General features: G+C 39.3%; 37 protein-coding genes and 1 pseudogene. All 38 read right to left on the bottom strand.

All coding sequences use genetic code 11. From position 1 onward, the window contains the following. Window position 1: 1 nt before the first annotated feature. A complete protein-coding gene (locus tag ACSAMO_RS00375; protein WP_499209532.1) occupies window positions 2-217 on the bottom strand; it encodes an SHOCT domain-containing protein in 216 nt (71 codons plus the stop codon). Next, on the bottom strand, window positions 210-623 hold the full coding sequence (locus tag ACSAMO_RS00370; RefSeq protein WP_499209531.1) for an RNA polymerase subunit sigma-70: 414 nt from the start codon (window positions 621-623) through the stop codon (window positions 210-212). Before ACSAMO_RS00370 ends, ACSAMO_RS00375 begins: the two co-directional genes overlap by 8 nt. Window positions 624-1,253: 630 nt before the next feature. Further along, window positions 1,254-2,072 carry a CHAP domain-containing protein gene (locus tag ACSAMO_RS00365; RefSeq protein ID WP_499209530.1) on the bottom strand — a complete coding sequence of 273 codons (819 nt, stop codon included), beginning with the start codon at window positions 2,070-2,072 and terminating at the stop codon, window positions 1,254-1,256. Then, window positions 2,065-2,484 (bottom strand): phage holin family protein, encoded by a 420-nt coding sequence (locus ACSAMO_RS00360; protein WP_499209529.1) that lies wholly within the window; start codon window positions 2,482-2,484, stop codon window positions 2,065-2,067. The genes ACSAMO_RS00365 and ACSAMO_RS00360 overlap by 8 nt, the downstream gene beginning before the upstream one ends. 18 nt (window positions 2,485-2,502) lie before the next feature. Beyond that, a complete protein-coding gene (locus tag ACSAMO_RS00355) occupies window positions 2,503-3,381 on the bottom strand; it encodes a hypothetical protein (RefSeq protein WP_499209528.1) in 879 nt (292 codons plus the stop codon). After that, window positions 3,374-3,925 carry a hypothetical protein gene (locus ACSAMO_RS00350; protein ID WP_499209527.1) on the bottom strand — a complete coding sequence of 184 codons (552 nt, stop codon included), beginning with the start codon at window positions 3,923-3,925 and terminating at the stop codon, window positions 3,374-3,376. Before ACSAMO_RS00350 ends, ACSAMO_RS00355 begins: the two co-directional genes overlap by 8 nt. A 14-nt stretch (window positions 3,926-3,939) precedes the next feature. After that, window positions 3,940-4,569: a putative phage tail protein gene (locus tag ACSAMO_RS00345; protein ID WP_499209526.1), complete on the bottom strand. Its 630-nt coding sequence runs from the start codon at window positions 4,567-4,569 to the stop codon at window positions 3,940-3,942. After that, window positions 4,566-4,775, bottom strand: a complete 210-nt coding sequence (locus tag ACSAMO_RS00340) for a hypothetical protein (RefSeq protein WP_499210106.1) — start codon at window positions 4,773-4,775, stop codon at window positions 4,566-4,568. Before ACSAMO_RS00340 ends, ACSAMO_RS00345 begins: the two co-directional genes overlap by 4 nt. Window positions 4,776-4,844: 69 nt before the next feature. Beyond that, window positions 4,845-5,564 (bottom strand): annotated as a pseudogene (locus tag ACSAMO_RS00335) (baseplate J/gp47 family protein); the annotation flags it as partial. 16 nt (window positions 5,565-5,580) lie between these two features. Next, entirely contained in the window at window positions 5,581-5,958 is a 378-nt protein-coding gene (locus tag ACSAMO_RS00330; protein ID WP_499209525.1) for a DUF2634 domain-containing protein, read from the bottom strand. After that, window positions 5,955-6,233 carry a hypothetical protein gene (locus ACSAMO_RS00325; RefSeq protein WP_499209524.1) on the bottom strand — a complete coding sequence of 93 codons (279 nt, stop codon included), beginning with the start codon at window positions 6,231-6,233 and terminating at the stop codon, window positions 5,955-5,957. The genes ACSAMO_RS00330 and ACSAMO_RS00325 overlap by 4 nt, the downstream gene beginning before the upstream one ends. Window positions 6,234-6,324: 91 nt before the next feature. Continuing rightward, window positions 6,325-7,830, bottom strand: coding sequence for a serine/threonine-protein kinase (locus ACSAMO_RS00320; protein WP_499209523.1), 1,506 nt, complete (start codon window positions 7,828-7,830; stop codon window positions 6,325-6,327). Between the two features lie 163 nt (window positions 7,831-7,993). Next, window positions 7,994-9,031 (bottom strand): XkdQ/YqbQ family protein, encoded by a 1,038-nt coding sequence (locus ACSAMO_RS00315; RefSeq protein ID WP_499209522.1) that lies wholly within the window; start codon window positions 9,029-9,031, stop codon window positions 7,994-7,996. A 12-nt stretch (window positions 9,032-9,043) separates the two neighbouring features. Further along, the gene (locus ACSAMO_RS00310) at window positions 9,044-9,445 is read right to left on the bottom strand and encodes a hypothetical protein (RefSeq protein ID WP_499209521.1); all 402 of its coding nucleotides are present in this window, start codon (window positions 9,443-9,445) and stop codon (window positions 9,044-9,046) included. Between the two features lie 71 nt (window positions 9,446-9,516). Then, complete coding sequence (locus ACSAMO_RS00305) at window positions 9,517-9,888, bottom strand: hypothetical protein (protein ID WP_499209520.1); 372 nt, start codon at window positions 9,886-9,888, stop codon at window positions 9,517-9,519. Window positions 9,889-9,966: 78 nt separating this feature from the next. Next, window positions 9,967-12,657 carry a phage tail tape measure protein gene (locus ACSAMO_RS00300; RefSeq protein WP_499209519.1) on the bottom strand — a complete coding sequence of 897 codons (2,691 nt, stop codon included), beginning with the start codon at window positions 12,655-12,657 and terminating at the stop codon, window positions 9,967-9,969. Window positions 12,658-12,845: 188 nt separating this feature from the next. After that, window positions 12,846-13,220, bottom strand: coding sequence for a phage tail assembly chaperone (locus ACSAMO_RS00295; RefSeq protein WP_499209518.1), 375 nt, complete (start codon window positions 13,218-13,220; stop codon window positions 12,846-12,848). Window positions 13,221-13,254: 34 nt separating this feature from the next. Next, on the bottom strand, window positions 13,255-13,704 hold the full coding sequence (locus ACSAMO_RS00290) for a phage tail tube protein (RefSeq protein WP_499209517.1): 450 nt from the start codon (window positions 13,702-13,704) through the stop codon (window positions 13,255-13,257). 20 nt (window positions 13,705-13,724) lie between these two features. Continuing rightward, on the bottom strand, window positions 13,725-14,786 hold the full coding sequence (locus ACSAMO_RS00285) for a phage tail sheath C-terminal domain-containing protein (RefSeq protein WP_499209516.1): 1,062 nt from the start codon (window positions 14,784-14,786) through the stop codon (window positions 13,725-13,727). Window position 14,787: 1 nt separating this feature from the next. Continuing rightward, complete coding sequence (locus ACSAMO_RS00280; RefSeq protein ID WP_499209515.1) at window positions 14,788-15,216, bottom strand: phage tail terminator family protein; 429 nt, start codon at window positions 15,214-15,216, stop codon at window positions 14,788-14,790. A gap of 15 nt (window positions 15,217-15,231) precedes the next feature. After that, on the bottom strand, window positions 15,232-15,699 hold the full coding sequence (locus ACSAMO_RS00275; RefSeq protein WP_499209514.1) for an HK97 gp10 family phage protein: 468 nt from the start codon (window positions 15,697-15,699) through the stop codon (window positions 15,232-15,234). Continuing rightward, window positions 15,699-16,085 carry a head-tail adaptor protein gene (locus tag ACSAMO_RS00270; RefSeq protein WP_499209513.1) on the bottom strand — a complete coding sequence of 129 codons (387 nt, stop codon included), beginning with the start codon at window positions 16,083-16,085 and terminating at the stop codon, window positions 15,699-15,701. Before ACSAMO_RS00270 ends, ACSAMO_RS00275 begins: the two co-directional genes overlap by 1 nt. Continuing rightward, complete coding sequence (locus ACSAMO_RS00265; RefSeq protein ID WP_499209512.1) at window positions 16,086-16,349, bottom strand: head-tail connector protein; 264 nt, start codon at window positions 16,347-16,349, stop codon at window positions 16,086-16,088. After that, window positions 16,336-16,518: a hypothetical protein gene (locus ACSAMO_RS00260; RefSeq protein ID WP_499209511.1), complete on the bottom strand. Its 183-nt coding sequence runs from the start codon at window positions 16,516-16,518 to the stop codon at window positions 16,336-16,338. The genes ACSAMO_RS00265 and ACSAMO_RS00260 overlap by 14 nt, the downstream gene beginning before the upstream one ends. A 4-nt stretch (window positions 16,519-16,522) precedes the next feature. After that, window positions 16,523-17,713: a phage major capsid protein gene (locus ACSAMO_RS00255; RefSeq protein WP_499209510.1), complete on the bottom strand. Its 1,191-nt coding sequence runs from the start codon at window positions 17,711-17,713 to the stop codon at window positions 16,523-16,525. 16 nt (window positions 17,714-17,729) lie between these two features. After that, entirely contained in the window at window positions 17,730-18,458 is a 729-nt protein-coding gene (locus ACSAMO_RS00250) for a Clp protease ClpP (protein WP_499209509.1), read from the bottom strand. Next, a complete protein-coding gene (locus tag ACSAMO_RS00245; RefSeq protein WP_499209508.1) occupies window positions 18,448-19,686 on the bottom strand; it encodes a phage portal protein in 1,239 nt (412 codons plus the stop codon). The genes ACSAMO_RS00250 and ACSAMO_RS00245 overlap by 11 nt, the downstream gene beginning before the upstream one ends. An 8-nt stretch (window positions 19,687-19,694) precedes the next feature. Further along, window positions 19,695-21,245, bottom strand: a complete 1,551-nt coding sequence (locus tag ACSAMO_RS00240) for a terminase large subunit (RefSeq protein WP_499209507.1) — start codon at window positions 21,243-21,245, stop codon at window positions 19,695-19,697. Continuing rightward, complete coding sequence (locus tag ACSAMO_RS00235; RefSeq protein WP_499209506.1) at window positions 21,245-21,727, bottom strand: P27 family phage terminase small subunit; 483 nt, start codon at window positions 21,725-21,727, stop codon at window positions 21,245-21,247. The genes ACSAMO_RS00240 and ACSAMO_RS00235 overlap by 1 nt, the downstream gene beginning before the upstream one ends. An 87-nt stretch (window positions 21,728-21,814) precedes the next feature. Next, window positions 21,815-22,717 (bottom strand): IS3 family transposase, encoded by a 903-nt coding sequence (locus ACSAMO_RS00230; protein ID WP_147514788.1) that lies wholly within the window; start codon window positions 22,715-22,717, stop codon window positions 21,815-21,817. Next, complete coding sequence (locus tag ACSAMO_RS00225; RefSeq protein ID WP_022229812.1) at window positions 22,651-23,019, bottom strand: helix-turn-helix domain-containing protein; 369 nt, start codon at window positions 23,017-23,019, stop codon at window positions 22,651-22,653. The genes ACSAMO_RS00230 and ACSAMO_RS00225 overlap by 67 nt, the downstream gene beginning before the upstream one ends. 84 nt (window positions 23,020-23,103) lie before the next feature. After that, window positions 23,104-23,292: a hypothetical protein gene (locus ACSAMO_RS00220; RefSeq protein WP_499209505.1), complete on the bottom strand. Its 189-nt coding sequence runs from the start codon at window positions 23,290-23,292 to the stop codon at window positions 23,104-23,106. A gap of 177 nt (window positions 23,293-23,469) precedes the next feature. After that, on the bottom strand, window positions 23,470-23,664 hold the full coding sequence (locus tag ACSAMO_RS00215) for a hypothetical protein (RefSeq protein ID WP_499209504.1): 195 nt from the start codon (window positions 23,662-23,664) through the stop codon (window positions 23,470-23,472). Window positions 23,665-23,780: 116 nt separating this feature from the next. After that, window positions 23,781-23,990, bottom strand: a complete 210-nt coding sequence (locus ACSAMO_RS00210) for a gamma-glutamylcyclotransferase (protein WP_499209503.1) — start codon at window positions 23,988-23,990, stop codon at window positions 23,781-23,783. Then, on the bottom strand, window positions 23,980-24,177 hold the full coding sequence (locus tag ACSAMO_RS00205) for a hypothetical protein (RefSeq protein ID WP_499209502.1): 198 nt from the start codon (window positions 24,175-24,177) through the stop codon (window positions 23,980-23,982). The genes ACSAMO_RS00210 and ACSAMO_RS00205 overlap by 11 nt, the downstream gene beginning before the upstream one ends. Then, window positions 24,170-24,622 (bottom strand): gamma-glutamylcyclotransferase family protein, encoded by a 453-nt coding sequence (locus ACSAMO_RS00200; RefSeq protein WP_499209501.1) that lies wholly within the window; start codon window positions 24,620-24,622, stop codon window positions 24,170-24,172. The genes ACSAMO_RS00205 and ACSAMO_RS00200 overlap by 8 nt, the downstream gene beginning before the upstream one ends. A 115-nt stretch (window positions 24,623-24,737) precedes the next feature. Beyond that, window positions 24,738-25,661 (bottom strand): amidoligase family protein, encoded by a 924-nt coding sequence (locus tag ACSAMO_RS00195; RefSeq protein WP_499209500.1) that lies wholly within the window; start codon window positions 25,659-25,661, stop codon window positions 24,738-24,740. Window positions 25,662-25,810: 149 nt separating this feature from the next. Further along, window positions 25,811-26,479, bottom strand: coding sequence for a virulence protein (locus tag ACSAMO_RS00190; protein WP_499209499.1), 669 nt, complete (start codon window positions 26,477-26,479; stop codon window positions 25,811-25,813). Window positions 26,480-26,494 lie beyond the last annotated feature (15 nt).

The following is a 26,494-nucleotide window of genomic DNA, read 5'->3' as shown; positions in this document are numbered from 1 at the left end:
ATCACTTCCTTCCGCTACTATACATCACTCTTTTCGCCCCAGAAGTCAACGATATGTCGGCAAATAATGTACCCAGAGTTGGGTTGTATTTTTCACGAAAAATTGTATCAATCTGCCCATACTCCTTATCTGAAATAATGCCCTCGGAGAGCATCTTTCTTGCCATAAGCATGGTGGTCTGATACAGTTTTTCATTTCTGAATTCCTGCTTATCCATCAATACCACCTCCGAACCGATGCTCCACATAGCACTCGTGGCAGCAATACTTTCTGTGGCTGTTGCCATATACCTCAAACTCCTTACCGCAGTTCGGGCATTTATATTTGTAGATGGCTTTTCGCTGCACCCGGTCGAGATGTGCATTCCACCATTTATTTCTGCAGGTATCACAGCAGAATCTTTTTTTCTTCCTGCCTTCCATCTGCACCATTGCTTTTCCGCAACATTCGCAGACAGAACCGTCTGCAACAGGCACATTTGGCTTCTCCGTGCCAGTGAGGTTATTCCTCCGGCAGAACGATTTAATGGTGTTCTGTGAAATGCCTGTCTGCTGTGCTATCTTCATATATCCGGCACCCTGTTTTCGGAGTGCGCAGATTTGCGCTTTCTGATTTTCTGTCACTGCTGACACCTCCCATCGTTATGAGGTCATCGCCTCTAACAGTGAAAGGACAGAAACACATCATTCAAGAACCACAAATTTCAATAAGGGCAAAAAAATAATGCCCGCCAAGGAAAAATCCAAGACGGGCATCAAGTCAGTACACAAGTATCACAAGAATTACTATATAATTATTTTTCTATTTTATAGAGGGAAACACGCACACGTATACGCACATACGCGCGTATAGGAATTTTCCGAGCCTGCCCAGTCACTTGTGTCTTTTGTTCCCATGGCAACAAAAAAGTATCTTAATCATATTTCAAATGCCTCCTAAAATGCTATATTTTGCTCTGATTTGCCGCGATTTGCCGAGTATATCAGATGCCTATTTTCACCCCTCACTCTGTCACAAAAATCCGAAACGGAGCAAAATGTGGCAAATTGATGCCGTCAATCGTAGTAAAAACGTAGTAGAAATTGCGTATTCTTACTACTGCGATTATTTCGTTTCACTTTTGTTCCTTATCTTATATACTATATCATGCCACACATATTGTGTCAATTCGCAATACATACAAAATCTTACAGAGGGAGTTACAGCATAAAAAATATAGCCTATGAAGAAAAATCCTCATAGGCTTATATCAATTATTCACTTTTTCCATCCCAACGGTGGTCATAAACTCCGGCTCTGTCATTGGTTACAAATACCCTCAACAATTCATCCGTTAAGCCAAGGCAGCCATTCTCGTCACCTTTGAGAAAGCCTTTATCCATCATTTTTTGAATGGTAGGTCTTGCCCAATCAGGCATATTATCATCCACATAGTTATATATCATTTTACTGTTTGTTTTTGCTACCTCTGCTTTAACTGCAGAAATCTCTGCTTTTAACTCATCATATTCCTTGCTCATAAGTTCGTCCTCCTCGATTTCATAATTTATATCACCATAGCCCATAATCTTGCTATACGAAAGGCTGTATGACTTTTTCGCCACACAGCCACCGTTTGCTATAACACCACTTGCCGATGAGGTGTTACCCTCAATCGTATAAACCTTTTTGCTGTCAACTGCCACCACAATGCCCGTATGACACGCAACACCGCTGCCATTGCGGAACATTATCACATCACCCGGTTTTGGATTGCTTGTTTTCCAAATACCCGCTGCTTTGAAATGATTTACTCCATACGGACAATAGGCATAATGGCCATTGATCATTTTCTCGGCAAGTTCTGCTCCGAAAGCATTAGCAAATACTACGGATACGAACATCGCACACCAAGGCTGTGCCTGATATACATTTTTCTTTTCACCAAAGTAATCGCAATAGTCAACAGCAAACCTTGTATAATTATTGTTTCCGGCATTTGCAGTGAAATCATTTAAATATCTGTTGCTTTTCTTTTCAAGATAACCAACCCACTTTTCAGCCTCGGTAATCAGTTTATTTGCGTTACTCATCAATATCACCATCCTCTGCTCTATCGTGGAGTTGTTTTAAAATATCCTTTAGCTTTGAGGGTATCGGCAATCCAAGATGTGCAGCATTTTCTAACAGTGATACACCCTCGTTTGATATGTAGAAAAATATAACCGCTGTTCTTAACACACAGCCTGTGCCGATTACCTGAGTATCAAGTATATTCGCAAGTCCGACAAGTATAAAAATAAGCATCTTTTTACAGATGCCCTTAAATCCAATCTCACTTGAAAGTCTTTTATCAATTATCGCACACATAAAGCCTGTTATATAATCTACCACCACAAAGGCTATAAGTGCATAAATCAAGCCATCACACCCTCCCATAAAATATCCGATACAACCGCCTATGCTTGCAAATACAATCTGTATTGTGTTCCAAAATCCTTTCATACCTAAAACCTCCATTTCTTATGTGTTTTCCAATTTTTCTACTCTTTCGAGCAAGTTATTAATCACACCTACAATATCACTTCTGCCGATGCAAACGGGTTTTGAGTCGATATATAAATACTCGGCAAATCCACCGTTTTCAGGAACAATGTATATTGTACTCTCATCCTGTTCTTCGGAGTAAATGCCCGTTATAGCTATATTATCAATACTCATTTCCGCATTGTTTACATAGCTGTAAACCTCAATACCTGTGACCTTATTAACCGTTACATCCATAAAATCAAGTGTGTCACTTAAAGTATCTGACGGTGTACTGTTCGATATTATATATGACACCTTTTTTATATCAAAGTTTATGATGTACTTGCTATGTACCCAACAATTAAAAAAGGTATTTTTCCAAGTTAAATCAGTGTTTACATAATAATAGTTACCGTCCTTTGTGCCTTGGGATATAATAACACCCGTAGTTTCATATGAACCTCTGTTTGATTCGGCAGGTCTGAATACCAAATCCGACAATCCAATATACCAACGGTCACCTTTGATAAGTGTATCAAATTCAATTATGACTTGCTTTGCACCGTCGGTATATTTTGAAATGTCAAAATACGCAAAGGCATATTTATTTGCAGCATTTGACGCAGTGATTATTTTCTCATACTTATTACCATCAGCATCTGTAGCTATTTCAGCTGTACATCTGCTTGATGCAAGAAACAGTGATTTACTGTCTGCATAATCAAACTCGGCGGTGCGTGACGGAAGTACACCGGCAATTTTCTTTTTTAAATAACCGTCATTTTCAAGGGTTGATTTATTTACCTTTTTTGCCACTTCAGCCTTTAACACATCAACTTCTTCACCTTTTGCCAAACGAATATCCTCATTCATTGTTTATCATTCCTTTCCGCAAATTCTGTATTTGCTGTGCAAGCTCAAGTATCGCATCACGTAGCTCAAGCTCCTTTGATTCGGATGCATCGTCATTTGTATATGAGAATGTTCCGCTTGTATCACCTGTTGATGTTTGGGTAAGCGTAACAGAACCGATACTTATTTCACCACCCTCGTAGCTATTGTAATATTCATCCCAATATATAACACCGTCTACGATTTCAAGTGTTATAGCAAGTGAAATGGTACTTCCTGCGGTTGCTGAAAACGAGCCGTAGCTATTTCGATAAACCGCCTCACCAAAGGTAGTTACTACACTGCTCAAGATATGTGAAAAGCCTGATGTAGTTCCATGATAAAATGTAGCCGTTCCACTTGCACTTACAACCTCAAAGGTATTTGACAAGGTAACAGTTGCTGTTTTGTTTTCAAGCTCATCTATTTTGGCATCTATTGTTTTGGTATTATCGTTCAAATCATCAATATTGATTTTATCCGGTTGCTCTGGTAATTTCATTTTATAATTCTGTGTGTATTTCATATCAAGTCACCCTTTCATAGTAATCGTGCATATGGTTCATTATCGATAAATACCACATATGCATTTGCTCCATCTTCTTTTAAATATACTTCATTATCATCTACATACAGCCAAGTTCTGCCGTCATAGTCTTCTGCACCGCCCCAAGTGAGCGATGTTGCATTGCCCCAAGTATTGAGCTTGTCGGCAAGGTCTGCCCACGTATTTTTAGTAAATACATATTTAATACTGATATGAGCAGGCTTTACCTCATCAACCGCAACCTTTATCTCGTCAAGGTTATACGGCTTGCCTTTTCTGCCTGTAAACGCTATTGTCACTGTGTACTTCGAAAACTGCTCGTCAATCTCACAGCCCGTTTTATCATAGATGTATATGAGTTCTTTTAGTGCCTTTTTCGTAAGCACATGACCTCCTCGAATACGAGCAAGAACCCTCGCACGTTTGGTTTCATTATCGGCAGATATATTCGTCAAGCCCACATTCTTTTCGTGCTGTGTGAAATCTGTTGTTGTGGTTATGAACAGCTTCAAATCCTCTGCGGATATATCATCAGAAATCTTATCGAGGATTTTCTGCACTACGGAATATAAATCCTCAACAACTTTTGATTTTCTGTAATAGTGCGGTAATTTCTCTATCATGTCACACTCACACTCCCAAGCACAGGAACTGCTCCGTCAGCAATCGTAATATTGCTTGTTCCACTGTTTACTCTTAAGGAGCTGTAATCCTCAACACCGTCAACAGCTAATATAATGCTACCGATTTTTGCATAGGAAATATATCCTTTAACAAGAGCCTCTTTGGAAAGATAATTCTTGACTGCATCAGAAATGCTTTCTGTCATTTCATCAGTAACAGTGTTTGAAACATTAACCGATACAGTAATTGTAAGCTCACTTGCACTTACCACCGTAACCTTTGCACCGATAGGGCGTAAGGTTTCGATATGCTCACTAACGGCTGCGATTAAATCATCATCCGCAGGCTGATTAAGGCTATCGACAATAACCACCTTAACCGTACCCGGACCGTTTCAAAGCGGAATGACAGAGGCATCACCAACACCGCTGACTTCCTTTGCCCATTCGATATAGTGATATTTGTTACCGCTCACATTAGGACGGGACACCCTTTCAAGATAACGCTCTAAAAGCTCACTATCGGATTCTTCATCATAGCCGCCTGTAAATTCGGTTATGTTTGTCACCTCTGTGAGCTTTGGAAGTGTTACCGGAAAATAGCAAATATCACCTATATTAACATTGCCGACAGCTCCGGCAATAACACAGGTTGCGGGAAGGTCAATATATCCGTTGTTAGGTATAACGGTAGTTTTATCAACAGCAAACAAAACCTCATCAGCTGCGACTTTCGAGCCTTTCTGAATAGTCGCACCCACATCACCGCTTATTCGCACAATGCCTGTTGCAAAAGTGGCTTGTTTTCTTTTTATTCCTTGCTCTGCCACTTTGCGGTCGAGGTATTCACCAACAGCGGTCAAAGCAAAGGCATTTAAATCCAAATCAGATATTTTACCTTGCAATCGGTACACTTGCTCTGCCACAGGATAAAGAAGGTCATAAAAAAACGAGCCAACCGAGGTGTCATATTCACTCGGTACGCTCGTAAGCATATATTCAATTATTTCATCAAATGTCATAGGCAAATTCCTCCGTTATATTCCCGTATATTGTTTTTAAGGTGAATGTTACGTTTAAAGCACTACTGCTACGCACAGCACTAAAGCCTGTTACAGCTAAAATATCCTCGTGTCGTAATAATGCAGTTTCAATCTCTCTTTTCATCTCCGACTCCACAAAATCAAAGCCGTAGCTTTTGCCGATTACCAAATCCTCGATATACGCACCGTATTTTTTACCGCTGTACATATTATACCTGTCTATCTGTGTGCGGATAGCTTTTTCTACCCAGAGCATCAACGCATTGCGTTCGGTAAGAACTACGGCAGTTCCTTTTTCAAATACAAACTCACCTTGCTTGAAGTCAAAGTTATATGTGTTTTTCATTCCTCAATCACTCCAATCGCAATGAATTTATTATCACCTGAGTATGGGAGCAGCACAACTGTTTTATTAAGATTAACATACCGCCTTCGTTCGTCAATAACCTCTGTTTCGTAAATATCAAATGTGGCTTTTATATCAGATTTAGTTAAAAGAACTCTTGTACCGAGCCGTATTTTTAGTTTTGGCAATGAGATAATCTGACCGAACATCGGCGAATACGGCAGAGGGTTATCTCTTGCTTTGATATGCTTTGCAAGCTTTGTAATGTTGTTCATTGTAACCTCCTTTCAAGGCATAGAAAAAGCGACTACTACGAGTCGCTTTTTGTGTATTAATTTATAAACTTAAAGTTATTCAATTATCAGATTACAATCTCATAGAAACATCGTAAGTTCTATTCATATGTATTTTTTCTTTCAATTCATATATATCATTTTGTTGCAAAACTTCTACAGTTTGTAATTTCTCTAAAAATTTATCATTTTGCTCAATAATGGTACAACTATGAAATGGTGCAATGGCAATTATTTTATAATCATTACCTACATAGCGTTCTTGGACTCTCAAATTAGTAGTTTTATGTACATTCCCCTTATATCTTACATATCCACTCGAAATTTCATTGTAAGGAACAATATCCTCATTTTCAATAACCGCAACATAACAACACTCTTTTCCATCAATGATATATGGCGATGATTTATCTATTTCTAATAATAAAATATCATCATAAACATCATCTGTTAGTAGCCCCCAAACACATCGAATATTTAATTGTCTTGTTCCCATCAAAAAATCATCATTTTCTAGTTTGATTATTGAATCTACCTCATTATTTCCTATACCTGTGTTAAACTCTAATGGTTGATTGTATTTACATCCAAAAATACTGTTGAATAATTCATACATAGTTTCTTTATCTGTAATGGCAAATGCTTGGTTATAGAATTCGGGGACAACTGATAATACCGCATCATGAAATTCATACATGTCTTCAAATGGATCTAATTCTTTCATTTTGGACTTTTCGTTATCATAAAATTCAATTATTTCGTTTATTGATTGAAAACGCTCTGCTGGATTATTTCTCAGACACTTGTTAATAATATCGTCATAAATATATGCATTATCCCAATTATATTTTTGTGAAATATATTCTGCTCCTGTCCCACGATTCACATTTCCAAAAATATACCAATACATAATTTGAGCCATTGAATATATATCCGCTGCTTGTGTCACATCATACTGATTGCTTATTTGTTCAGGTGCAGAAAATTCTATATTAGCCAAACGTTCGCCTTTTCTCGTTTTATTATCTATTGGAAAGCTATCTTTCTCAAAATGAGCAATTCCAAAATCTGCGATTACAAATTTTTCTTCTTCATCTACTAAAATATTTTCAGGCTTAATATCTCGATGTATAATACCTTTTCTATGAATCGAATTCAATGTTGAAAAAAGAAAATCTACTAAACATATAAAATCTTTTTCTTTAATTTCGCCTTTTTCATTTTTATATTTTTTCAAATTTTTCGAATATCTAGACATTATAATGTAAGGAATAACAATTCCATCTTGGATTTCCAACTCATCATAATGTATCATATTAACAATATTACACAACTCATTTTTGACATAATTTGTATTAAAGTATTCTGACTTAAACCTGATAATTTTTCTTTCAGAGTCAGATATCAAAAATTTAACTGCAACTTCTTTCTCATTTATCTTTGCTAAATATACTAGTCCATTTCCTCCTTGTCCGATTCTATTACTATTAGTAAATTCCAACTTACCAAAAGTACTGAACACACCTTTATGGATATTTATATATTCTATAAAACTTTTTTCAATATCTTCTGTATTCATTGCATACACCTCTTCACTATTTATTTCCATCTCATAACTTTTACGAAAAAACGTAATTATATCGAACTAAGCAATTCGCCAAATTCTGATTTATATAAATATTATACCACATTTGTACTCATAATACAATTCAATTATCTGTCCGCAATCTCCAAAAATATGTCTATATACATTTTCGCAATTCCAGCTTATTAAAATGCCAACCATTGCTCAAACGATGGTCAGTACTCTCAATCACATATTGCACATCATCAACATATATAACCTCTCCGGCTCGTGTATAGCTGTCATACTTTTCGATTATTTCAAAACCGTAGCTTTCCTTTATGCGACCATTCCACCATAGTTCGCTGTTTGCAACAGAGTCTGCATTTTCCTTTTCCGGGTCAATCTTTATAACCTTTTGCAAAAGTCCAAACTCATCAATCAAATCATTGTTTTGCAACACCATTATTTCCTTATATACATTATCCTTTTCGGATACTATCTTTATGGCATTTTTCATTTCCTCAATACTCTCCGAATGGCTGACATCACCTCTGAAATTTGGTGAGTAACACTGTGCGAGATTACTTGCCAATCTAAACTCCGGATACGCTACAAGGTCACCGATTTTATAAATCCTTAAACCTTTTGGAGTGAAATCGTAGTTATAGTCACCGCCTTGTTTTGAAAGCAAGTCCTTTATAATATCCGATACAGTTTTATCAAAATATATCTGCGTTACTGTGGTTGATAATTCAGCAATCGAATCAATCGGAACACTTAAATCTGAGCATATTTCCCGTATTGCATTACCAACCGATATATCCTTAAACTGATATGTCTGGCTTGTTTTATTCAAATACCAGCCAAGGTCAACAGCGGTGTATTTATTTTTGTATCTGTCACCATCATCAACTGTTATTATGATACCTCGGAATACCTCAATATTTGTCACAATGCGTATAACCTCACCGAGCTTGGGAGTATATATGAGGTCTTTAAGATACGCATTGTCTGTCTTTGCTGTTTCAAACGAAAGTGTTGTTGCAAGCTCGTATATACTGTTTTTCCAAGACACATTACCAATGTTTTTTGTTATTTCAATGTCCGATGCGTAAACTGCAAAACCGCCGTTTGACGATATTTCGCCGACAGTTTGTAATTTCTTATGTATCGCATTTCTTACTGAATCTCCATATATGCTTTTGATAGCCATTGTATCACCGCCTTATTCCATTGGCAGAGGGAACTCCTCAAGTTCAAGTGTGTACCACAAATCACCGTCTGTTTTTATAGTGTATTCAAAATCCTTTACTGCCACAGCCATATTTATCGGAGTGTCTGTTATAACAAGACGAATTGGAAGTTTCTGTTCTATCCAAGTATCAATCTTATACACATACTCCCAGCCTTTCATAGAAGTATCACGCAAATAAGGATAATCACGAACCGGAAAGAAACTTGAAATTGTAATGCCTTTTAGTTTTGGAACACCTATAAGCTGAAGTTCACCTTGTGATACTGTTTCAAAAATCTCTGTTGATTGCGGTTTGCTTATCGTAAATGACGATGGCAGCACAGGCAGACACATTACATCGGCTCGGTTATTTACACTTAAATATATATCCATAAATTCCTCCATAACAAAAAGAGCCACTCACATAAAATGAGTAACTCTTATGTAACTGTATCATATTATTCTCACACAAAAGAAACTTCTTGCACTTGCGTTTCCCAAAATGCAAGTCCGGGTTTGCAATATCTTGCCTCATAACATTTACCCGGTATAGCATGAAACCTTGCTGGCGAACCACCGCTTATAATTCCGAGAACTATAGTAACATCTACGGTTGTAGGTTGATTAATTGTAATAGTTGCAACTGAACCCACTGGAACTTCTGCTACAACTCTACCACTTATAGCAAATTTCATTCTTTTAACGTGCCTATCATCCGATAAGCATCTTATTTTTACAGTTGTTGGCATATTTGCAATCGGACATCCGCAGTTCGGACAAGAACCTGCTTTATCTGATACTTGTTTACCACAATCAGGACATTTGATAAGTGCCATAATATATATATCCCCTTTGTATATTTTATTTTATTATACCATATATCCCTTTAAATTTCAACATATATTTGCATTTCTTTACATATTCTCAATACTCTCAACAATCTTCTTTGCAACAGTATCTGCAATTTCATCAGCATTTGCACCATCAGTATTTACCGTTACACTCACATAGTTATTTACATTAGGTGTTTTATCCTTATTCAAGCTATTCATCACCTGTGCAAGCTTACTCCATAGCATATCAAGTGGAAGTATAGCCTCCGCACCTGCCTCGCCACCGACCATTGCGTTTGAGCCGTTTATTCCAAACATTGTGGGGCGTGTCATAATACCGCCCTTCCTATACCACGCAACACCAAAGCTCGGCACTGATGGCGGATTCAAACTAAACGAACCGCTTATCTTGAAGTGCGGTAGTTTAATCTTTGGTAAAGACCAACTGAAATTAAAGTACCCTTTTATAGTATTTATAGCATTTGAAATGGTAGATTTCACGTTATTGAAAATAGAAACTACTTTGTTTTTCACATTTTCAAAGGTGTTTGATATAGTAAACCATACAGACGAAAATGTACTTGTCACATTACCAACAATAGAGCTGATATGTGTTTTTATACTTGCAATCTTACTGCTGACCGCACTGACCACCTCTGAAAATTTACTCTTTATACCCTCGACCATCTGACCGAGCTTACCGCCTGTAAGTGCGTTTATAGCATCGTAACCTATGGTGTAATATTCCTTTAATCCTGTCATATATCCGGCAACAACACCTTTAATACCACCGCCATGCTGTGTGTACGCATCTTTAATGTTATTAAGTTTTTGTGATGCGATATTTTTTGCACCTTCCATAACATTTCCGATAACATTTTTTACGGCAGTAATTTTTTCAGTAACAGCATTTTTAATTCCCTCAAACACATTCTTTATTGTGTTCCAAAGGTTCATAGCAAAGACTTTGACAGTATCCCAATGCTTATACAAAAGTACACCTATTGCAATAACCGCACCAATCGCAATCACCACCAAGCCGATGGGTGAAGTTACAAATGTCATAATAGCACCGAAAGCTCCTGTTACAACATTAAGTGCCTGAGTAGCGGCTATCTGTGCAATGGTAGCGGTAGTGAGTGGTGCAAAAGCGGCTACTTGCGTTCCTGTCATTGTAGCAGAAAAGGCTATAAGTCCGTTTCGTATACCCTCAACAACATTAGCAGCAACAACGGCAATCTTGTATGCCGTAACCGCACCTGCCACGCCTGCAATCACAGGCGATAGTGTGCTTGCAGCAGAAATAACTCCCGATGCTATATTTAAAACCAACGATAATGAATTACAAAGGTTCGGTACAATCACATTTGCGAGAGTTTGGATAAGTGCCGTCCCATTCCCACCGAACGCATTAACAATAGAATTCTTAACATTATCAAATGCAGACCGCAAATTCTCTATTGCGGGAGAGTTGTTTTCGATAGCCCTTTTTACTGCATTAAATACAGTACTTGCAATATAGTAGATTGTATTTATTGCACTGAATAGTCCATTTCCGATTGCAACAGTCAGTGTTGTCACATACGGAGTAATAGCTGAAAGTCCATCAGACATCGATTGCAATACACCCTTGAACTGCGAATTGCCAAGTGCATCAAATATAGCAATCTTAACACCCTCGAATTGTGACTTTAAAAGTGTCAGCTTACCGCTTACGGTATCGTTCATAGTGTCTGCCATATCTTGTGCTGCACCTGTTGAGTTATTTATCGCATCTGATAAGTTTTGAAAATCAGCCGGAGATGAGTTGACGATTGATAAAAATCCACTCATCGCATTCTTGCCTGCTATCATAGTCGCATACTGTCCACGCTCTTCATCGGTAAGTCCTGCAAATTTTGTTTGAAGTTCGGGGATGAGCGTTGATAGCGGTTTCATTGAACCGTCCGCATTAACAACGGAGATGTTTAACGCATCAAGAGCCGTTGTAACATCTTTTGTCGGTTTTGCAAGTCTTGTCATTACACCGTTTAATGATGTACCTGCCGCGCCGCCTTTAATTCCGGCATTTGCCATAAGTCCGAGTGCAACTGTTGTATCTTGAACACTGTAACCCATTGCTCCAGCAGTCGGTGCAACATTTTTGAATGCCTCACCGAGCATTGAAACATTGGTGTTTGATTTAGCACAGGCGGTTGCGAGAATATCGGCGAACATAGTCGAGTCGCTTGCCTTCAAGCCGAATGCGGTAAGTGAGTCGGTAACAATATCCGACACACTTGCAAGCTCCTCACCGCTTGCAGCAGCAAGGTTCATAATACCCGATATACCATCAATCATTTGTGATGAGTTCCAACCGGCCATTGCCATATAACTCATAGCGTCAGATGCCTCGATAGCAGAGAACTTTGTTGTAGCACCCATTTCCTTTGCCTTTGCAGACAATGTTTCAAGCTCTGTTTTTGTTGCACCGGAAATAGCCTGTACATTTGCCATGCCTTGCTCAAACTCAACACCCGTATTCACAACATCCTTACCGAAATTTACGGCTTGCTTTATTCCTACAAACGCACCTATAGCCACTGCGGCCTTGGATGCAAGTGAAGTGACAATGCCTCCGGTGGCAGATGATTGTGTACCAAACTTTTTCATACCGCCCGTTGTGCCGTTTAGTGTATTCTTCAACTGATTACTTGCACTTATAGCTGATTTCATATTAGTAAAAAAGTTACCATTATTCAAAGATAGAGTTGCACCTATATTACGAGCCATTTTTCACTTCACCTCCGCTTCTTAACCACCAAGTATGGCTTTGTATTTTTGTACTTCTTCATCAATAGCAAGCTCCATACTTGCTTTTAGGAATATTTTCTCGGACAGTGAAAGACCTGCAAGCCTATCCCAATCAAACCCCTTTTGTAGGTAGTAGTGGATAAGCTGCAGGTCACCGTCCGTCTGTATTAGTTTTTTACCTGTTCAACTCCGCCCATATATCCGGCAAGTTTCATACACTCAATCGCAATCTGAGGAATTTCACCCGGTTCAAATATGATGTCAACAACATCCATAGGCTCTGTGCAACCAAATGCGTCTTGAACCTCTTTTGATTTGAGGTTCGGTTCTGTGATACATTCATAGCACAAATACTTATCGCCAACGCCTGCGTCCATATCATTTGCATCTCTGCACAATGCTCCGTCCGGCTCTTTGATAGTAATAGTCGCATCAATCGACTTTACATACAAGTCAATAGTCTTTTTCGTCTTCTTGCTTTCAAGCATCTGCTCCTTACGTTTCAAAAGCTCTGCAAGTGTTAATTTTGTATTCTTATTCATTTAGTGTCCCTCTTTCTATATGTTTTAGTGTCCCTTATATACAAGGGTCATCAATCGTATCAAGATACTTAAATCCAACGAAACCACCACTGAACTCGTCCTCTGTGATTTTCCCGTTTTCAAAGGCCTGTAAGGTAAGTTCATCAAGCCAACACGAGGTGAGCTGTACACGTTCAGTGCCACCATTGTCTGGGTCTTCAAGTTTTGATATGAGTGTCAATCTCTCATCAATACCGCTTGCAAGTTTCTCGGCATATGTTTTACCTCTTGAATAGATTTTCTTAATCTTAGCTGACCATGTACCCGATACACCCATCAGCTTTGAATCGTCCCACATCTGACCTGCAAAATTGATTGTTTCTCTGTTGGTTTTTATCTTCGCCTCAAATGATGTAATTTCATAACAAATTGAGTTATTCCACCAAAAATATCCGTGCGTACCCGATATAACTTTACCAACCGCAGGCATTTGTCTTTCAGCCATAATTGTTTACCTCCGTTTCTCTATTCCATATTTATTGAAAAGCTCATGTCCTCAATAGCATCGCAAAATGTCACATTTGCTTTTACAAACACAAAACTGCCTGTTTTTGCTTTTCGGATTTGATCATCGGAATATTCCGATACATCATACTTTTGTGCAAGCCAATCTCTCTGTGCTGTTACATCAATATCTGCTATATTTTCAGCCTCACCATAAAGTACACCAAGTCTTGCAAGGCCATCAAAATATTGATTGATAGCAGCTACAAACATAACCTTGTTATCGTAGCTGTTATTGATGCCGATGTAGTTATTCTCGAATGTTGCACGAATATCGTCACGCATCATATCCATACCCTCAATAATTTTGATTTTTTTCATATCCTCGGTCTTATCACCACTGAGTGTAGCAAGTGAATTTACACCTCTGCCGACCTTGATTTTCTCACCATCGTTTACGAGTATAAATTTACCGCTGTTTATATCCTCATCAGCTGTAAGGCTTTCGGTAATTGACGTAACATCTGCAAGTACTTGATATGTTGCACTTTCGGTCATAGGTAAACCTGCGAGTAAACCTGCAATTCTTACACAAAATTCAGCTGTTGAATAACTGTATGTACCGCATTTAATACCCTCAGTTGTGAAGTTTATAATACCCTCGTGATTGGCCGAGCAGTTTGGAAGTACAGCCTTAAACGATTTTTTTGCTGACCTTTGTGCAATTATCCAATCAGCAATAGTCTGAACATCGTCCTCGGCAATTACCGGAATAGCGAGATAATTCCACTTCTTACCTCTAAGCCTTGCCAATGCATCATCGTAGGTTTCATCAGCACCGATACGCTCTACAAGCACATTTTTAGGCAAGCCTGCAAACGCAAGATTTAAATATCTGCGGTTGGTAGTTGACCAGCTACTTGTCAATCCGTAATCGGTTGCGGTCTGATATTTATAGCTTAGGTTGCCATCGCCCGATTTAGTATCGTCACGCAAGATAAGTGCAACGATACCGTTTTCACTTCGCTTAACAGCGGTTTCAGCCTTCGCCTTAAATTCAATTAAAATTTCAGGTAATCCCATTTTAATTCACTCCCTTTATAATCAAATCTTTAATTTCTTCATATTCCTCTGTATTGTCAACAGCCTGTATGAGTGATATTTCAAAATACACATACAGAACTGTTTTTTCTATTTCAAATTCCATTTCATCAACAGTGATGTGGCGGTCTTGTATATCAAAGGATTTGTACAAGAATATTTGCTTTATTTTGTTAGTCGCATCAATGCAATCCTCAACTGTTTCAAGAGCAGAAATATATTGTATTTCAACCGTAACAGTCATTTCTTCTGTTGCACCACCGCAGGTAAGTAGCTTTGTTCTTGACGGATATACCGTAACAAACACAGCCGGCTTATCAAATCCCTCATCGACTTCGCTCGCCACAACATTAAACCCGTTTCCGGTTAATATTTCTGCAAGCCTTTTTTGTATATCCTTTTCCGTTATCATTTTATGTGTCCCTTTCTAAATTTTAATATCCTCTGTTATATCATCAAATAGTCTTTTAGCACCACTTTCAAATTTTGCCTGTGCTTCTTTCATTGACTTATCAAGCATAAACTTTCCTGCTACTCTGCCACCTGATTTAATGCCACGAGCTGACCTCTGTACACGATTAAGCTTTCTGCCACGCTCTCGTGTTCGACCGCCCGATGCAATCTCATGACCAAGCTCGACAAGGTGTCCATATGGTGCTTGAGATTGAACACGCACCACTCGAACCTTGCCACCCTTATATAGCTTGACCTTTTTAAGTCGCCAAGAGTTGCGTAGCTTTTTAGTTCTAACGGGAGTAAGTGATTTGGTGCGTTTATTAACTGCTTGTCCCTCAGCCATAAGTAGGGCATCGGCTTGATTTGGATATTTTTTCTCACATCTTTCAAAAGCCTTTTGCAGTTCATCAAAACCGAATACATCAACTGTTCTTGCCATTAGGCACCTCCAAGATGGGAGGACGACACGTCAGTGTCGGCTTTTGACGAAGTCAAAAGTGCTGAGGTGTCCACCTCGCTTGCCACAATAAGTAGCTCCTCGTTGCGTTCGTTTATGTTAAGCACCGACTCTATTTTCAAAATGTGGTCTTTGTACCTTATCTGCATTTCTGCTGTAATATCAGAAAAAAATCGTGTATGCACATTAAATGTGGTTTCAGCTCTGAGCTTTTGTGCCTCATCATATTCTCGACCTGTTTTTGGTGCAACAAATGCCCATACAGTTTTGTAGTCGGTATAGGTAGGTACACTTTCACCCATAGAGTTTTTCTGTGTCCCCATCGGTTTTAGAAAGGTTATCCTATGTCGCATTCTTGAAAAATCCATCTAAAACACCGCCCTTCGATATGGTGCAAGCAAACTATAAAACACCTTAGGTATTCCGTCCTTTGAACCATCTCTTTTCTCGAAAAAGTATCCAATACAAACGAGCATTGCCTGTTTGTAGCTTTCCGGTAATTTGTCAGGAATAGGAATGCGGGTATAGTTCTCACACATCTCACAAGCTAAAAGGATGAGTATATTTAAATACCCATCCTCGCAATCTGTATCAAGCCTTAAATACTCTTTTACCTCATCAAGTGTCAGCATCTGCATCATCCTTTGTATTTTTCGGTTTCTTAGTGTTAGCTGACTTTATTTCCTCTGCATATCCGGCTTTGATTAAGTCCTTACCAATTTCCGCATCAACCTCTACGGTTTCACCCTTTGTAAAGCCGAACCTAATACCGGCACACGAAACTAAAATCTTTATGTTCATTTATTTACGCTCCCATCTTAAGAGTTTTTACTGCCTCCGGAAGTACAAGCTTACCGTCAACACGCTCCTTTGCAACAAAGCCTACCATACCGTTTCCGGCAAACAGCTCTTTAAGCTCTGCAAAGGAACGAGTGCCTCTGTCACCGATATTGTAGTACTTGAAGTCCCCAAATGCGATGATTGATTTGCCCGCCTCCATAGTAGGTGCAAAAGGTGATGTTAATACCTCATAACCGAATAATCTGTCCGGCTCACCTGCCTGTGCTGACGGTTGCCATAAGTAGTTGCCATTACCATCCTTTAGCTTACGGATAACGGATACAGTCTGGTCATTCATAATGAACTTGGCATTTTTACGATATGGACGCTTAAGTGAATACACAAGATTAATAATATCATCTGATGTAATCGCACTTGCAGATGCAGCAGTTACACCAACTTCAGCACCACCTGTTTCCGTAAATATTCCGAGTGGCTTACCGACACCGTCACCATTAAGGAACGCATCCTCCTCGGCATTTGACAGTGCCTTTGCGAACATATCAATGATATGGCTTTCAAGGTTAAATGCGTTATCGTACAAAAGCTCCTCGGTAACCTTAACCGCAACATGAAGCTTATGTGCGTCAAGGTTAATCTGTGCAAATGTTGCATCGCCAAAAGTGAGTGCCTCACCCTCGTCAATCCAAGCTGCGGCAGGCTTTGTGGCGGCAATGTTAATCTTACGCTCACCGCTTGTTGTAATTGTAGTAGCAAGACCTCTGAATATATTCTCCTCGGTCAACACATCAATCAAACGGCTGTCGTATTCTTCCGGAACGAGGTAACCGCCGTCCGAGTCAACGCCCTCCTGTAATACATTACTTACATTACGAAAGTTTGAACGCAGTGCGGAGAGCATAGCTGTTTTGTATTCATCACTTGCTCTGCCTGTTTTTTCTTTTCCGTCCGGTGTAGTAGGCTTTGAAAGAACGGCTGTGCTTGTAGGTGCGTTCATCTGCTTTTCAAGCTCTGCCTGCCTTTCAAGGATGTCGATTTCCTTGCCCATAGCAACAATATCAGCCTCCATTTTTTCATATGTAGCTGCATCCTCTGCTGAAAGGACATCACCGTCACGCTTTGCATTATCAAGGAACTTCTTGGTTTCATTCCACAATGCTGTTCTTTTCTGTCTTAATTCTAAAATCTTACTCATAATATTTGCCCTCCTGTTATTTCAATAAATTTAATCTTGTTTCAAACTGACCTATATCAACGCCCGTTTCATATGGCTTTCGTATCGGTTTTAATTTCTTTCTCATAGCTGAAATTGTATTTGTGACCATAGTGGCCTTATCAAATACCATTTCCTCGGCATCGTCCTTGCTGTCATTTTTTGTATACAAAATCTTGTCGCAAAAACCTAATTTATGTGCTGAATGTGCGTTAAACCAAGTTTCCGCATCCATAAGATTTGATAGCTTATTTCGTGAAAGTCCTGTTTTGATTTGGTATGCGTTTATGATTGATTCTTTGACCTCGTTCAAAAACTCAATGCCTTGCTCCATTTCAGATGCCTCACCGTATAGGAGCATTGACGGGTTATGAATCATCAGCATTGAGGTCGGGGACATTTCCACCATGTCACCAGCCATTGCAATAACTGATGCAGCACTTGCTGCAATGCCGTTTATTTTAACAGTGATTTTGCCTTTATGCTCTTTTAAGGCTGTATATATCTCACTTGCAGCAAAACAATCACCGCCCGGAGAATTTATGAACACCGTCAAATCACCCTTGTATCGGTCAAGTTCATCACGAAACATCTTAGGTGTCACATCATCACTGTACCAGCTTTCCGATGCAATCGTACCATTTAAAAAAAGCACATTCTCTGTGCTTTCGTTTTCCTCGTCAATTTTATTTTTTATCGTCTTAAATTTCCAAAACTTACTCATCATTCTCACCTCCAGTTGTTGCATAATTCTGACCTGCATTTTTTATGTCTATCATATTACCATTACACAAGTATCGGTCACCGCCTTCCTCTGTTGGTATTTTGTTTAAGTCTTCAAGCTCACGAATATCGTTAGCTGAAAGCCACCCATTTTGTCTGCCTACCGCATAGCCATTCATACGGCTTTGGAAATCTCCTCGCAAAAGGCCGTCAACATTGAATTTTACAAACAACTTCTCTTGTTCGCTTTCACTAAACAGCTGTTGGAATATCGTCTGCTCGATACGAACAAGCCAAGGCCGTATTGTGTTGGTCACAAAATCAAGGCTCTGTTGTTCAATATTGTTAAATGATGACCGTTCCAAGTCGGCAATCATATGCGGTGGTACTCTGAATATTCTGCATATTTCATTTACTTGGAATTTTCGTGTTTCAAGGAACTGTGCCTCTTGAGGGTTAATAGATATAGGATTGAACTTCATACCTTCCTCAAGAACTGCGACCTTGTGTGCATTAGTGCTACCACCATATGCAGCATTCCAAGCATCACGTACCTTTTCCGGCTCTTTCAATACACCCGGATGTTCAAGTACACCACTCGGTGTTCCTGAATTTGAGAAAAATGACGAGCCGTATTCTTCAGCTGCAATTGATAAGCCTATCGCATTTTTCGCCATTGCAATAGGTGAATAGCCGATAAGACCGTCAAAGCCAAGTCCTACAATATGTAGTATTTCTTCTTTGCGGAATACTATCATTCCATCCTTGTCGGAGAAATACTTGTAGTAAATCCTGTTATCAGCTCCACGCTCAACCGTCATCTTTTCAGGGAGCAGTGGGTAGAGTGCAAGAACCTCGCCCTTGCCGTTTCGTATGATTTGCGAGTATGAATTACCCCATAACAGCAAGTGGCTCATCATAACCTCACGCATTACAAAGCTGTTCATTTCAGGGTTCGGTATGTCGTGCAACAGCCGATACAAAGGATGTGTATATACCTTTTCCTTGCCACTGTCGGTATATTCATAGACGTGCAGGGGTAGGCTTGCCACAGTTTCCGCTATTATGCGGACACAGGCATACACAGCCGTTATTTGCATTGCTGTGCGTTCTGTTACTGATTTACCCGACCATGTGCGACCAAACGGAAAGTACCTACCACCGCCAACATTGTCACTCATATGGTTCTTGGGAGTATCCCTTGATTTGAAAATTGATTTTATTATGTTCATAAGTCCTCCTAAAATACAAAAATCCCCCTTGTATCATACACACTACCCACAGGCTGTCCCTCGTTACGAACCGCTCTGTCGAGTGCCATAACTGTTGCAACTGCACCGTCAATACGCTCTGTGCTGTGTTTTTTCGACAGCTTGATATTTTCTGCTGCATCTATTTCAACACACACATTATCAAAGTTCCAACGAAGTACGGGATGATGATTGTGTATGATTTTTTCTTTTAATACGAGTGAGTATAACTCCTTTGTAGGCGGTGACATATCCTTAAAACCTTGACCAAACGGAACCATTGTCAAGCCCTCGTCTTGTAGGTTTAATATAATCTGTGTTGCGTTATATCGGTCATAGGCAATTTCACGCACCACATATTGGCTTGCAATTTCTTTTATATCAGCCTCAATTCTACGGTAATCTACAACATTACCTTCAGTGGTTCGTATGAACCCGTTTGCTTTCCACACATCATACGGCACATGGTCACGCCTTACTCGCTGTTTCAGGTTCTCTTCCGGAATCCAGAAATGCGGTAAGATGATATATTTTTCATTATCATTCCTTGGTGGAAATATGAGGGCAAAGGCAGTAAGGTCAAGAGTGGTGGAAAGGTCAAGGCCTGCATAGCATTCTCTGCCACGCAATAACCTCAAATCAATCGTTTCATCGCAAGCGTCCCACTTATCCATCTGCATCCAACGAGTGGATTGCTTTACCCATTGGTTCAAACGCAACTGACGGAATAGATTCTCTTCCGCAGGATTTTCCTTTGCCGATAAAAATGCAGCTCGTACCTTTTCAATATCGACAGTGTGTCCAAGCGAGGGATTTGCCTTGTACCAATTTCTCTCATCCGTCCAATCATCGGTATCCTCAATTCCGTAAATAACGGGATAGAATGTCGGGTCAACTTTTCTACCCTCTAATATGTCCACAGCCTTTTGGTGCTGTTCAAAGCAAATGCTGTTTCTGTCTGTTCCTGCAGTAGTTATGAGGAAGAACAACGGCTGTGTTCGTGCATCACCAGAGCCCTTTGTCATTACATCAAAGAGTTCTCGGTTTGGCTGTGAGTGCAGCTCATCAAATATAACCCCATGCACATTCAAACCATGCTTTGTGAAAGCCTCACTTGAAAGCACTTGATAATATGAATTTGTCGGTTTATATACAAGTCTTTTTACGGACATTATTGGCTTTATTCTTTTCTTTAGTGCCGGACATTGGTCGACCATATCAACCGCCACATCAAATACGATACTTGCTTGCTGACGGTCACTTGCACAGCCATACACTTCCGCACCCCATTCACCATCACCGCAGGTGAGGTAAAGAGCTACACCTGCAGCAAGCTCTGATTTACCCATCTTCTTTGGGATTTCAACATAGGCTGTGTTGTATTGTCGGTAGCCGTTATCCTTGACCGTCCCGAACACATCTTTCATTATTTTTTCTTGCCACGGAAGAAGGTCAAACGGAACTCCACGCCATTTACCTTTGGTGTGTTTTAAGGCGTTTATAAATGTGATGGCTCTTTTGGCTTTTTCTTCATTATACATTACTTTTTCTCACCACCCAATGATAATAACTGCTCCATTGCATCTTCTGCAGAGTCATCAGATTTGTCGGTGACAATTCTTGACCTCGATGCAGGAGTAAGACCGAACTGCTCACAAAATTTTGTCATCTGCTTCATATATTGCTGTGCAATGGACACTTGCGGAACTTGTTGCCAATATCCGCTCGGAGTTTTTACAATCGCACCATGCTTTGATATAAATTCCTCGGCTTCTTTCCACCTTGCATAGCTTTGGCAATAGCCTGCAAATGCCGCCATATCAACCTCGGTAAGTATACCAAGCTGTTCCATCTGCTTTGCCAAGCGTTTCCATTCCTTTTTCGCCTCATCATCAAGCCATTTAGGACAGGTAGGTGCTTTTTGCTTTGGTTTAGGTTCGTTGGTATTAAGTTGTCTTTTGCCCGGATTACCCTCAAGCTGTTTTATAGCAGTAGGCTTTGGTGTTCTGCCTCTTGAAGCCATAATTATCACCCCTTTCGTATATAAAAATTTGCATCAAAAAAGCTCGGCAGTTTGAAGCGAACCCCAAAATTTAGACAAAATTAAATATTAACTTGCTTGTGAATGAGTTCGGTATTGTACCGGACTCATTCCTTTTAGCTTTAAAGAAATTCTTTCATTGTTGTAATAATCAATATATCTTTTTAATTCATCTATGAAAGCTTTGACACTTTCAAATTTTTCACCATAAAACATTTCAACTTTTAATCTTCCGAAAAAGTTTTCCATCGCACCGTTGTCCATACAGTTTCCTTTTCTAGACATACTTTGTACAATATTGTGTTCTGACAGTAAACGTTGATATTCCGAATGTTGGTATTGCCAACCTTGGTCAGAATGGAATAATGGTTTCGCATTAGCGGGCAGCTTTTTGAATAAACCATCAAGCATTTCTCTAATTTGCTGCAAATTTGGACTTAATGAAATTGAGTATGACACAATTTCTCGATTATACAAATCCATTACAGGTGACAAATATACTTTATCATTACACACTTTAAATTCAGTTACATCAGTTGCTAGTTTTTCAAAAGGTTTTGTAGCTGTAAATTCTCTGTTAAGTAAGTTGTCGGCTATTTTGCCGATTTCTCCTTTGTATGAACGATATTTACTGTTTTTGCGTTGTTTTCCTTTGAGATTAAGTTCTTTCATCAGTTTCAACACAGTTTTATGGTTAATGGTATATCCTTTTTGTCTTAATACAATTAAGATTCTGCGGTAGCCGTATCTGCCTTTATTAGCTAAAAATATATATAGTATTTCTTGTTTTTCTTTCTTGTATTTATCTTTGATTGGATGTTGTATATAGTAATAAAAGGTACTACGGGCTAAACCTGATAATTGCAGCAAGTCTTTTAACGGATATTTTTGCCTTAATTCATTGACTATTGCTGCTTTTTCTCTTCTTTTAACATTCTTTTCCGAACTAAGGCACTGAGTTTTTTTAAGTATTCATTCTCCATTCTTAATCGCTGATTTTCGGCAATTAAATCTTCTTCAATTTTCTTATCAAGTTTGGGTGGACGACCTTTTGCTATTCCATCTACTTTACTGGCTCTACCTCGTCTTTCTTTCATCAGCCCTTCGGCTCCTTCTTCCAAGAATATGCGTTCCCATTTCGATATTACATTATGTTTAACATCGTATTTTCTCTCTGTTTCCATTATACCCAAATGGTTTTCTCGCATATCCATTATAACAGATAGTTTGAATTCTGGCGAGTGTTTTCTATATTTTTGTCCTTTCTTTGCCATAAAAATATGCACCTCCAAAAGTGTCTAACTTTTGGGGTGCATATCAGTTTTACTGTCGAGCTTTTTTCGTATTACAGACTGTTTTTAATTATTTAGCATTTCAATAATATCTTCTTTAATATCCTCACGACTTCCTGCAACACTGCATCCGCTTGTTTCATATTTCTTTAAAAGTTCTTGCAAAAGGGGGTCATCCATTGGAATCTCCGGATACCACAATTCACAGTCTGAATTTTCATTTTTAAAAAGCATTGCTACTAATTTTCTGTCCATATTACAATCCTCCTAAGTTCCATTGTACTATATTTATAATACTATTTTTCAAAAAAATTGTCAATGTCATTACTAAACAAATATTTAGCTGTCTTTTAACTGATAATAACAGTTTGTGATAGTCAACGACAACCCACCCTTGTTTTTAAGAGTGAGTGATGATTTTCAGTTGTTAAATTAAAAGTTCTCGCTGATTGCGTTGTATTCCGCTGTAAGCTTTGCAACTTCCTGTGCAATGCACTGTCTACGAAATCCGTTCTTGCAAGCCTTAACCTCAGCTGTAAGTTTCTCAATTTCAGCCTTTCTTCTTTTTAGAATTTCAATCTCGTTACCATTTAATGCATCCTGTAAATCTCTTTCAAATTTTGTCATTGTGGTTTCCCTCCGTGTTCTTTATTGTAGGTACATATTACCGTCTTTGAGGGTATTTATCAATACGATTAGTACACAAGAAACACACTATTGTTTTGGTACATTTACAGCTTAATTTATCCTCGTATACCTTTGAAATTGTAGTTGCCCTTTTTAATTTCATCGTGGTCAGCTTTGACAGCCTTGTTGTATTCAGGGTCTTTACATTCCTTATCCTTACAAGCCATACAAATACACTGTTCGTTGAACATACTCATAATGCGACCACCCTTAAGGTCACCACCGCAGCGGTCACAGTTCGTTTGAGTGAAAAACCTATCTTGCATTGTCAGTTCCTCCTGAATTATATATTTTCTTCAAAATTTCCGCTTTTGTATTTTCATCAACACCTGATACTTCTAAAGCCTCCGTAGTTCCGCACATGGGGCAGATAAGTGTTTTGTTATCTGCCCTTGAAACTGCAGGTGGTTCGGTGTATTCCTTACCGCACCTTCCGCATATTTTCTTACTCATCACCGAACACCTCACTTTTACATTTTTCAAGTGCCTTTGTTAATTCTGCAAGTGGCATATGATTATCCATATAACCATCTCTTATGCCGTAGTAATACTCAACTCTTGGCAGTTGATATCCGCCCCTTGATTCATCGGTCATTACATAAACCATCGTTTCAAACACACCGTTTTCGTTTTCGACTGCGACCGTTTGCTTGGTGTAGAAAGTAGGATAGCCTTCGTAACGGTCTAAGCTATGCTCGCAGTTTTGTGTGATTTCCCAAAACAAAATCGGTACACTTGCTCCTTTTTTCGGTTCGATGTTAGCATATCCGCCTCGTCTGAAGGTCAGTTCGTAGTCGTTAAGAATACCTTGACCTATTACCTTTGCGTTGGGGCATCGATATGCCATCTGTCTTAAATTGATATTCGAGCCGTAAGCTCCATAGATTTTTCTTGCCATATTTATTCTTCCTTTCCGAGCGGTTGATATATTTTAATACCGCTTTCACCACCTAAAGGCGGTTTTACCCGCCCATGTTTGCCCTGTGTCGGCTTTTAAATCAAGGTTGGGGTTCTTACCCCAATCTTGACCATGCACTGTTTCCGCTTAACTTCGCTGTAAGGTGTTCTCTGTAATTTTTGAACTCGTCACCACTCAATCCCATTCTGCAAAGCCAAGTTCTCATCACAAACTTCTTATTCATATTTTCGCTTTTCTTGGCTCTTGCTGATTTTTGGTTCAATGCTTGGTTGCTCATTGCAAGGCACATTACAATCCATGCTCTAAGTTTACCTGCGTGGAGCTTGCCATCGAAGTTGAAAAGTCTAAATTCAATCGTGCCTTTTGTGAAGGTAGAATGAAGGTTCAAGCAATGGTATCGGCTGTCGTTGTAGTGACCGTTTCTGTTGTAGTTTGCATCGTGTGCATCGTACCAAATGTCTGCAAGCTCACGCATTGTTGTAGGCTTTCTGCGGTTAATTCTTTCAATCAAGCTGTTGTTCATTTTCTTGCAATAATGTGCTCTGCTGTAGTCAACTTCAAGTGCCTCGTAAATCAAATCCTCTTTGCTTGCCATAAGGTTTATGAGGTTTGAAAGTGTCTTTGCTGTGTGGTTGCCTTTACCGATGTGAATGTGAACCCCGGCTCTGTACTTTGCTCCACTTACCATGCCCTTCTTTCTCAAAACCCTTACGATTTCCTGCAAGGTAGGAATCTCATCGTATGTAAGAATCGGTGTTACAACCTCAAGGCTGTAATCACTGCTTGCCTGTGTAAGTCTGCCGTTTTCCTTGCGGTAACAGCTTATGCTTGAATCTCTTTGAAATCTCCATTCTCGGTTTTGGTTATCCTTAACTGTGTAGGTGCAGTATGTTCCGCCCTCGTAGTGGCTTGTTGTTCCGAAGAACTCGGCTATCGCTTTGGCAGCCTGTTCTCTTGTAATGCCTGTACCCTCAATTTCAACTCCGATTGTTTGATTTCTTAATTCTTGTGTAGTCATTGTTTTGTCTCCTTTGAATTTCGGTTTCCCTTTGTTTTTGTAGTCACATATTACCGTCAATTCAAGGATATATCAATACGATTACTACACAATATATTGTGGTTTATATTGGTGTACATACACGATTTATGTACATATTGTGTTTGCCCTTATTCAAGTCTGCCATTCTTAAAGGCACTGCTGCCGCTAAGTCTGCGGAGTAATGTTTTTCTCTGTCTCTTATACTCTTCACCTATAAATCCCAAGCGGAGCAGAAAACACCGAAATGCATATTTTTCATTTTCCACAGCGGTTTCCTTTTTATTGATACGCTTGAGTGTGTTTGCCAGCTTACACAGTGCTGTTACAAAATCCATTATGGCTCTTACATCGTCCGGAGCAGTTCCATCGGCTATCCACGGGAATCCATAATTGTCGATGTCTTCGGTTATGGTAAGCTCCTCAACTCCAAGTGCCTTTTTTATGAGGTCACCCTTTGCTGTGATAAGTTTCTTAAGATTATCAAGGCCGTTTTCTGAAAGCTGTGTGCGTGGTATGAATATGCAACCGCATAAGGTTTCAGGCTCATCAGCTTGAACCGCATCATCCGTTTCTGCAACAAAGCTGTTATCGTACAGCATTTCAATCAACCTTTCGATTACCTCGCTGTCGGCTCTGTCATCAAATTCCACACAGCCGTTTCTGTCGATAGTGAAGTAGTCCACTTCATATGCACAGCTCGGTACTCCTTTGTATCTTGCCTTACAGCCTGTGAAGTTAGCAATAAGACTGACAAGCTCTTTTCTCTTTTCTCCTGTTACATTGTAGTTTAATCTCATTGGTATTTCCTCCTT

The organism is Ructibacterium sp. SJQ-7, from assembly GCF_054696575.1.
Note: the sequence above shows the minus strand (reverse complement) of the source record. Positions and strands in the feature narration are given on the sequence as shown.

Excerpts from the sequence above, each read along its gene's own strand:
- ACSAMO_RS00345 (WP_499209526.1), bottom strand. The coding sequence starts at position 4,569 with ATGATAGAGAAATTACCGCACTATTACAGAAAATCAAAAGTTGTTGAG.
- ACSAMO_RS00255 (WP_499209510.1), bottom strand. The coding sequence starts at position 17,713 with ATGAGTAAGATTTTAGAATTAAGACAGAAAAGAACAGCATTGTGGAAT.
- ACSAMO_RS00310 (WP_499209521.1), bottom strand. The coding sequence starts at position 9,445 with ATGGATATATATTTAAGTGTAAATAACCGAGCCGATGTAATGTGTCTG.
- ACSAMO_RS00195 (WP_499209500.1), bottom strand. The coding sequence starts at position 25,661 with ATGACTACACAAGAATTAAGAAATCAAACAATCGGAGTTGAAATTGAG.
- ACSAMO_RS00330 (WP_499209525.1), bottom strand. The coding sequence starts at position 5,958 with ATGAAAAACACATATAACTTTGACTTCAAGCAAGGTGAGTTTGTATTT.
- ACSAMO_RS00200 (WP_499209501.1), bottom strand. The coding sequence starts at position 24,622 with ATGGCAAGAAAAATCTATGGAGCTTACGGCTCGAATATCAATTTAAGA.
- ACSAMO_RS00340 (WP_499210106.1), bottom strand. The coding sequence starts at position 4,775 with ATGACAGAAAGCATTTCTGATGCAGTCAAGAATTATCTTTCCAAAGAG.
- ACSAMO_RS00350 (WP_499209527.1), bottom strand. The coding sequence starts at position 3,925 with ATGAAATACACACAGAATTATAAAATGAAATTACCAGAGCAACCGGAT.
- ACSAMO_RS00250 (WP_499209509.1), bottom strand. The coding sequence starts at position 18,458 with ATGATGAGTAAGTTTTGGAAATTTAAGACGATAAAAAATAAAATTGAC.
- ACSAMO_RS00245 (WP_499209508.1), bottom strand. The coding sequence starts at position 19,686 with ATGAACATAATAAAATCAATTTTCAAATCAAGGGATACTCCCAAGAAC.
- ACSAMO_RS00305 (WP_499209520.1), bottom strand. The coding sequence starts at position 9,888 with ATGGCACTTATCAAATGTCCTGATTGTGGTAAACAAGTATCAGATAAA.
- ACSAMO_RS00360 (WP_499209529.1), bottom strand. The coding sequence starts at position 2,484 with ATGAAAGGATTTTGGAACACAATACAGATTGTATTTGCAAGCATAGGC.
- ACSAMO_RS00215 (WP_499209504.1), bottom strand. The coding sequence starts at position 23,664 with ATGACAAAATTTGAAAGAGATTTACAGGATGCATTAAATGGTAACGAG.
- ACSAMO_RS00275 (WP_499209514.1), bottom strand. The coding sequence starts at position 15,699 with ATGGCAAGAACAGTTGATGTATTCGGTTTTGATGAACTGCAAAAGGCT.
- ACSAMO_RS00375 (WP_499209532.1), bottom strand. The coding sequence starts at position 217 with ATGGATAAGCAGGAATTCAGAAATGAAAAACTGTATCAGACCACCATG.
- ACSAMO_RS00290 (WP_499209517.1), bottom strand. The coding sequence starts at position 13,704 with ATGGCTGAAAGACAAATGCCTGCGGTTGGTAAAGTTATATCGGGTACG.
- ACSAMO_RS00355 (WP_499209528.1), bottom strand. The coding sequence starts at position 3,381 with ATGAATGAGGATATTCGTTTGGCAAAAGGTGAAGAAGTTGATGTGTTA.
- ACSAMO_RS00280 (WP_499209515.1), bottom strand. The coding sequence starts at position 15,216 with ATGATAACGGAAAAGGATATACAAAAAAGGCTTGCAGAAATATTAACC.
- ACSAMO_RS00210 (WP_499209503.1), bottom strand. The coding sequence starts at position 23,990 with ATGCAAGATAGGTTTTTCACTCAAACGAACTGTGACCGCTGCGGTGGT.
- ACSAMO_RS00190 (WP_499209499.1), bottom strand. The coding sequence starts at position 26,479 with ATGAGATTAAACTACAATGTAACAGGAGAAAAGAGAAAAGAGCTTGTC.
- ACSAMO_RS00365 (WP_499209530.1), bottom strand. The coding sequence starts at position 2,072 with ATGAGTAACGCAAATAAACTGATTACCGAGGCTGAAAAGTGGGTTGGT.
- ACSAMO_RS00235 (WP_499209506.1), bottom strand. The coding sequence starts at position 21,727 with ATGGCTTCAAGAGGCAGAACACCAAAGCCTACTGCTATAAAACAGCTT.
- ACSAMO_RS00265 (WP_499209512.1), bottom strand. The coding sequence starts at position 16,349 with ATGCTGACACTTGATGAGGTAAAAGAGTATTTAAGGCTTGATACAGAT.
- ACSAMO_RS00205 (WP_499209502.1), bottom strand. The coding sequence starts at position 24,177 with ATGAGTAAGAAAATATGCGGAAGGTGCGGTAAGGAATACACCGAACCA.
- ACSAMO_RS00300 (WP_499209519.1), bottom strand. The coding sequence starts at position 12,657 with ATGGCTCGTAATATAGGTGCAACTCTATCTTTGAATAATGGTAACTTT.
- ACSAMO_RS00295 (WP_499209518.1), bottom strand. The coding sequence starts at position 13,220 with ATGAATAAGAATACAAAATTAACACTTGCAGAGCTTTTGAAACGTAAG.
- ACSAMO_RS00325 (WP_499209524.1), bottom strand. The coding sequence starts at position 6,233 with ATGAACAACATTACAAAGCTTGCAAAGCATATCAAAGCAAGAGATAAC.
- ACSAMO_RS00260 (WP_499209511.1), bottom strand. The coding sequence starts at position 16,518 with ATGAACATAAAGATTTTAGTTTCGTGTGCCGGTATTAGGTTCGGCTTT.
- ACSAMO_RS00220 (WP_499209505.1), bottom strand. The coding sequence starts at position 23,292 with ATGGACAGAAAATTAGTAGCAATGCTTTTTAAAAATGAAAATTCAGAC.
- ACSAMO_RS00320 (WP_499209523.1), bottom strand. The coding sequence starts at position 7,830 with ATGAATACAGAAGATATTGAAAAAAGTTTTATAGAATATATAAATATC.
- ACSAMO_RS00315 (WP_499209522.1), bottom strand. The coding sequence starts at position 9,031 with ATGGCTATCAAAAGCATATATGGAGATTCAGTAAGAAATGCGATACAT.
- ACSAMO_RS00225 (WP_022229812.1), bottom strand. The coding sequence starts at position 23,019 with ATGGCAAAGAAAGGACAAAAATATAGAAAACACTCGCCAGAATTCAAA.
- ACSAMO_RS00240 (WP_499209507.1), bottom strand. The coding sequence starts at position 21,245 with ATGTATAATGAAGAAAAAGCCAAAAGAGCCATCACATTTATAAACGCC.
- ACSAMO_RS00285 (WP_499209516.1), bottom strand. The coding sequence starts at position 14,786 with ATGGGATTACCTGAAATTTTAATTGAATTTAAGGCGAAGGCTGAAACC.
- ACSAMO_RS00270 (WP_499209513.1), bottom strand. The coding sequence starts at position 16,085 with ATGGATTTTTCAAGAATGCGACATAGGATAACCTTTCTAAAACCGATG.